Raw genomic sequence first — 5,194 nt, 5'->3', positions numbered from 1 at the left:
CCCTCGGTCCGCCCCCGTGCCGGATCATCATGCCCGCCCAGTCCCGGAAGTCGTCCTGGTCCTCGCGCGGGACGCCGAGGAGGTCGCAGATCGCGTAGATGGGGAGCGGGAAGGCGAACTCGTGGATGAGGTCCGCTTCCCCCTTCCCCGCGAACCCGTCGATGAGACGGTCCGTCAACTCCTGCACCCGCGGGGCGAACTCGGCGACCCGGCGCGGGGTGAAGGCCTTGCTGACGAGCCGGCGCAGCCGGGTGTGGTCCGGCGGGTCGATGTTGAGCAGATGCGTCATCAGCTCCGCCTTGCGCTCCCCCGGGATCCCCGTCCTGCCCCTGGCGTGGGCGGGTTCGTCGTGGTGCGCGGGGTTCTTGGAGAGCCGGCTGTCGGCGAGCGTCTGCTTGGCGTCGGCGTACCGGGTGACCAGCCAGGCCTCGACTCCGCTGGGCAGCGTGGTCCGGTGGACGGGGGCGTGCTCGCGCAGCCACGCGTAGGCGGGGTAGGGGTCGGTGGCGAACTCCCAGCTGAAGAGTTCCGGGACGGTGCTGTCGGGAGCGGGATGGCTGGTCACTCCTCGACGGTATCCGGCCTCGCGCACCCGTCCAGACCTCGGTACCGGGACGACGGCGGACCGCGGTGCCGGGGCCTGTGGCAGGCGGGATGTTCGCGGCAGGCCCTAGGAGGACAGCCCCTCAGCCGCGCGCACCGCGTCGCGATACGTCCGCGCCGCGACCCGCAGCGCCGCTTCCGGGTCCACTCCCTGCGCCTCCGCCCGCGCCGCCAGCGCGAGCAGCTCGTAGCCGATGCCCTCACCCGTCGGCAGCGGCACGTCCAGTCCCGCCGTCCGCACGCGGGACGCCAGCTTCGACGCGAGGGCGAGACCCGGCTGGCCCAGGGGTATCCCGTCCGTCACCGACTCCCGCCGCTTCTCGATCGCCTTGGTGCGCAGCCAGTGCTCCTTGACCTCCTCCGGGGTCGTCGCCGTCTCGTCGCCGAAGACGTGCGGGTGGCGGTGGATGAGCTTGGCGACGATGCCGCCGGCCACGTCGTCGATGGAGAAGGGTGCCTCCGGGTCCTCCTCGGCGATGCGGGAGTGGAAGACGACCTGCAGCAGGACGTCGCCCAGTTCCTCGCGCAGCTCGTCGCGGTCGCCGTCCTCGATCGCCTCGACGAGTTCGTAGGCCTCCTCGATGCCGTACTTCGCCAGGCCCTTGTGGGTCTGCTGGGAGGACCAGGGGCATTCGAGACGGATCCGGTCCATGACCTGGACGAGGTCGAGAAGGCGGGCACCGGGCAGGTCGTAGGAGGCGGGGAGGAGCTCCAGGTCGGGCATGCTCACGCGGCCCGAACCGGCGAGCCGCGCGAGGCCGTCCGTGAGGGCCGGCTCGCCCTCGCCCGTGGCGACGACCACGACCGTGCGGCCACCGGAGCAGGCGGCCACCAGTTCCTCGGCCGTCGGGGCCCCCTCGTCGACGGCTATACCGGCCTCCCGCAGATACGGCAGCTGCGGATGCGCGCCGTCCGCGCACAGCACACGGTCGGCCGCGTGCAGGGCCTGCCACGCGGGCCAGGACAGCAGGCCGGGAGCCACCCGGTGGCTGGTGGTGAGCAGGACGATGCGGCCGGGGGCGACGGCGGCGTCTTCGGGACGGCTGGTTGCGTTCACGGTTCGAAGCTAACCCACGTCACCGACACCACCACGCGTTGTCCACAGGGCGGGAGGCAGGCTGTCCACAGGTGGGCGGCGCGGAGCCTGGTGGTCCACAGGTCGGCGGCGCCGCCGTACCGTTCCTCCGGCTTCGGCTATGCCGACTGCTGGGTCGCCGTGACCTCGCGGACCCACGGCGTCTTCGCGTCCACGCGGCTGCTCTTCTTGACGTCCCAGGTGCCGTAGCGCGGGTTGAGGTCGACGTGGAGTTCCTTGGACGCCTTGGACAGGGCGTCCCAGAAGGCCGGCTTGCTGGTGTCGGTGCCGAGGCTCTGGGCGAGTTTCTGGGCCTCGAGCTGGAGGCGCAGGTTGTCGTCGAGGCGCTCGGGGGCCACCCCGTACTGCTGCAGCCAGGCCGTCTCGAGCGCCTTGGAGCCGCCGACCTGCTGTTCCAGGCCGGCCCGCATCTGCTGGACGTCCTTGGGGGTGACGCTCACGCCCGCGTCCTGGGCGGCGCGCCGTACCACCTGGTCGAGGACCATGCCGTGCAGGGTGTCGCGGGTGAGGCTGCCGGTCTGCGCGACGGCCTGCTTGTACTGCGCCTCGTCCGCCACGGCCGCACGCTGCGCCTCGCGTACCTCGTTCACCCGGTTCTCGAGCTGCGACACGGTGATCCGCTGACCGCCCACGACGGCCGCCGCGCCGGGATGCGCGTCGCTTCCGCAGGCGGTGAGGAGAGGGGCCGCGGCGGCGATCGCGGCGGTGAGCAGGAGCGCGGTGCGACGGCGGCGGTGCAAGGAAGCCTCCCGAGGAGATTGTGCGACGGTGCACAAAGTCTTGCGGTGATCGATGGTAGGCAGTGGGACGGCTGGGGCCAACCCCTCGACCGACCCATTCGACCAACGATTCACCGCGGCTTCGGGCACCGCCGCGCCCGCACGTGCCCGGCGCGGCCCGACCGGCTCAGCCCGTGATGGCCACCGGGGCGTCCCACGCGTCACGGTCCACGGTGAGCGTGTAGCCGTTGCGCGTCTCCTTGCTGTTGACCAGGTACTGGTGACCGCGGCTGTGGTCGGTGTACTGGGTCTTGCCGAACGGCCAGTCCGTCGTCGTGGTGTTCTGCTTGTCCCACAGCGCGTACCAGAGGTTGCCCGGCAGGTCGGTCCTGTCGGTGGCGTTGGCGATCGCCTTCGCGCTGGAGCTGGTGAAGCCGTAGTAGCCCGCGCGGTAGACCTTGGCGCGCAGTTCCTTGTCGAAGGCGCGGACATAGGTGAGCACGGCGTTGTTGCACGACGTGTTCGTGATGTCGTACGCCTCCATGTCCAGGTAGATCGGGCTGCCGGCCTTCATGCCGAGCGCGGAGGCCTTCGCCACGGCGTCGTCGGCGTCGGTCTTGCCGAGGGAGGCGGCCGTGGCGGCGGTGAGCTTCTCGGGGTTGGAGCCGGACTGGCACGGCGGCTGGGCACCGACGTAGATCGGGATGAGCTTCCAGCCGACACCGCTGACGGACTTGACCCAGGAAGCGGTCAGGTTGGGCTGGGAGCAGCCGCGGTTCTTGCCGCCGACGTAGACCGCGGCGGCGCCGTAGAGGCCGCCCTTCCATGCCTTCATCGCGGCGAGCGACGGAGCGGCACAGGTGTCGAAGGCGCGCCCGGTGTACGTCCGCTGCGCGGGCCAGGTGGTGGCGGCCATGGAGGTCTGCGCGGCGATCCCGGCCCCGGCCACGACGGCGGTGCCCGCGACGGCCCACGTGATGTACCTGCGCTTCTTGGACTGCCGATGGCCGGCCATGACTACCCCACCCCTGGTTGTGCGTTGCCGTTGGCGAAAAACGAACCGAACCTATCCGGCACCGCTCATGCGTTCGGGAAACGTAAGCCCCGCAGGTTTACAGGATTCCCTCATGGAACAGCAAAATCATCCGCCCCCTCAGCCGCGCACCTGTCCCAGCCACTGCAGGGTGCGGCGGATCTCAGCCGCGAGGGGGTGCGCGGGGCCGCGGAGCCGCTCCACGTCCATGAGCAGGCGCGCGAGCGTGTCGTGCGCGGCTGCGCGGTCACCGAGGGCGAGCAGGAGGTGGCCGATACGCCGGCGCACGTCATGGGAGAGCTCGGGGTCGCCCGCCGACACGTACTGGTTCTCGTAGTACGGCAGCAGCGCGCGGTATTCCGCGAGCGCCGCCGCCGGTTCGCCGAGGGACTCCAGGCACTGGGCGGCCTCGTAGCGGTAGCGCAGGGACTGCGGGTCGGCCTGGCCGGCCTCGGCGGCGCGTTCGTCGGCGAGCCGGCGCAGTTCGGGCAGCGCGCGCCGGTACTGGCCGTCGTCCATGAGCGTGGCCGCGTACTGCTTGCGCAGGGTGCGGACCACCGGGGAGTGCTCGCCGTGCTGTTCGGCGGCGGCGGGCAGGATCGCGCCGAGGATGTCGACGGCCTGGGTGATGCGGCCCTCTCCCAGCAGCCGCTTGACCTCGTCGACGGCGCGCGCGACGTCGGGTTTCTCCGGGACGGGCGCGACCGGGGCCGGCTGGGGCGCGGGCGTGCGCGCGCGGTCCGGCCAGGGGGCGTGCGGGCGCAGGAAGGGGCGCGTGGGATCCAGCGGCGCCCCTGTGGGCATCCCGCGCGCGGGCAGGAGCAGCGCCAGGTGCTCGTACACCTCCTGCGCGGACGCCGGGCGATGCTGCGGGTCCTTGGCGAGCAGGCGCAGGACGAGCGCTTCCAGCGCCTCCGGAACTTCGGCGCGCAGACGGCGCACGGGCACCGGGGGCTCGTACAGATGCCGGTGCAGCACGCCGAGCGCCGTGGAGCCGGCGAACGGGACGTCGCCGCTGAGCAGTTCGTGCAGCAGCACACCGAGCGCGTACAGGTCGGTGTACGGGCCGACCGCGCCGCCCATCGCCTGCTCGGGCGCCATGTAGGCGGGCGAGCCGATGGGCGTGCCGGTGTGGGTGAGGCGGGTGGTGTCGGCGTCCATGACGGAGGCCACGCCGAGGTCGAGGACGGTGACGGTGCCGTCCTGCTTGACCATCACGTTCCGCGGCTTGAGGTCGCGGTGGACGATCGGCACGGCGTGCACGGCGCTCAGCACGGCGCACAGTTGCGCGGCGACGGCGACCGCCCACTGCCACGGGTACGGGTCGTGCTCGGCGAGATGGTCGGAGAGGTCCGCGCCGTCGACGTACTGCATGACGAGGAACAGCTCCTCGCCCTCGCTGCCCGCGTCGTGCACGGTGACGAGCCCGGGGTGGTCGACCTGCGCGGTCACCCGGCACTCGCGCACGAACCGCCGGCGCAGCTCGTCCGCCTCCTGCCCGGCCACCTTGTCGGGGCGCAGCAGCTTGACCGCCACGCGCCGGTCGAGCCGCTGGTCGTACGCCGTCCAGACCTGGCCCATGCCGCCCTGGCCGATGAGCGTGGACAGTTCGTAACGGCCGGCGACGACGCGTCCCGCCGCCACGCTCACCTTCCGCCCTCAGGATTGCCGGGGTGCTTGCGCAGGTAGTCGCTGAGCTCGTCCAGTTCGGCACGGACCTGGTCGATCCGGGCGGGCGCTGTC

4 protein-coding genes and 1 pseudogene are annotated in these 5,194 nt (G+C 72.0%); all 5 read right to left on the bottom strand.

The window, feature by feature from the left end; genetic code table 11:
• Nucleotides 1-565, bottom strand: a pseudogene (locus GRC12_RS41750) (cytochrome P450); the annotation flags it as partial.
• A gap of 105 nt (nt 566-670) precedes the next feature.
• Entirely contained in the window at nt 671-1,660 is a 990-nt protein-coding gene (locus GRC12_RS41745) for a nucleoside triphosphate pyrophosphohydrolase (protein WP_208785668.1), read from the bottom strand.
• Nucleotides 1,661-1,797: 137 nt separating this feature from the next.
• The gene (locus GRC12_RS41740) at nt 1,798-2,439 is read right to left on the bottom strand and encodes a SurA N-terminal domain-containing protein (RefSeq protein WP_208785667.1); all 642 of its coding nucleotides are present in this window, start codon (nt 2,437-2,439) and stop codon (nt 1,798-1,800) included.
• Nucleotides 2,440-2,605: 166 nt separating this feature from the next.
• Nucleotides 2,606-3,433, bottom strand: coding sequence for a glycoside hydrolase domain-containing protein (locus tag GRC12_RS41735; protein WP_208785666.1), 828 nt, complete (start codon nt 3,431-3,433; stop codon nt 2,606-2,608).
• A gap of 138 nt (nt 3,434-3,571) precedes the next feature.
• Nucleotides 3,572-5,059, bottom strand: coding sequence for a serine/threonine-protein kinase (locus GRC12_RS41730; RefSeq protein ID WP_280117596.1), 1,488 nt, complete (start codon nt 5,057-5,059; stop codon nt 3,572-3,574).
• Nucleotides 5,060-5,194 lie beyond the last annotated feature (135 nt).

It is taken from the genome of Streptomyces griseorubiginosus (assembly GCF_017614965.1).
Lineage (GTDB): Bacteria > Actinomycetota > Actinomycetes > Streptomycetales > Streptomycetaceae > Streptomyces > Streptomyces griseorubiginosus_B.
This window is presented reverse-complemented; position numbering and strand designations above follow the sequence as displayed.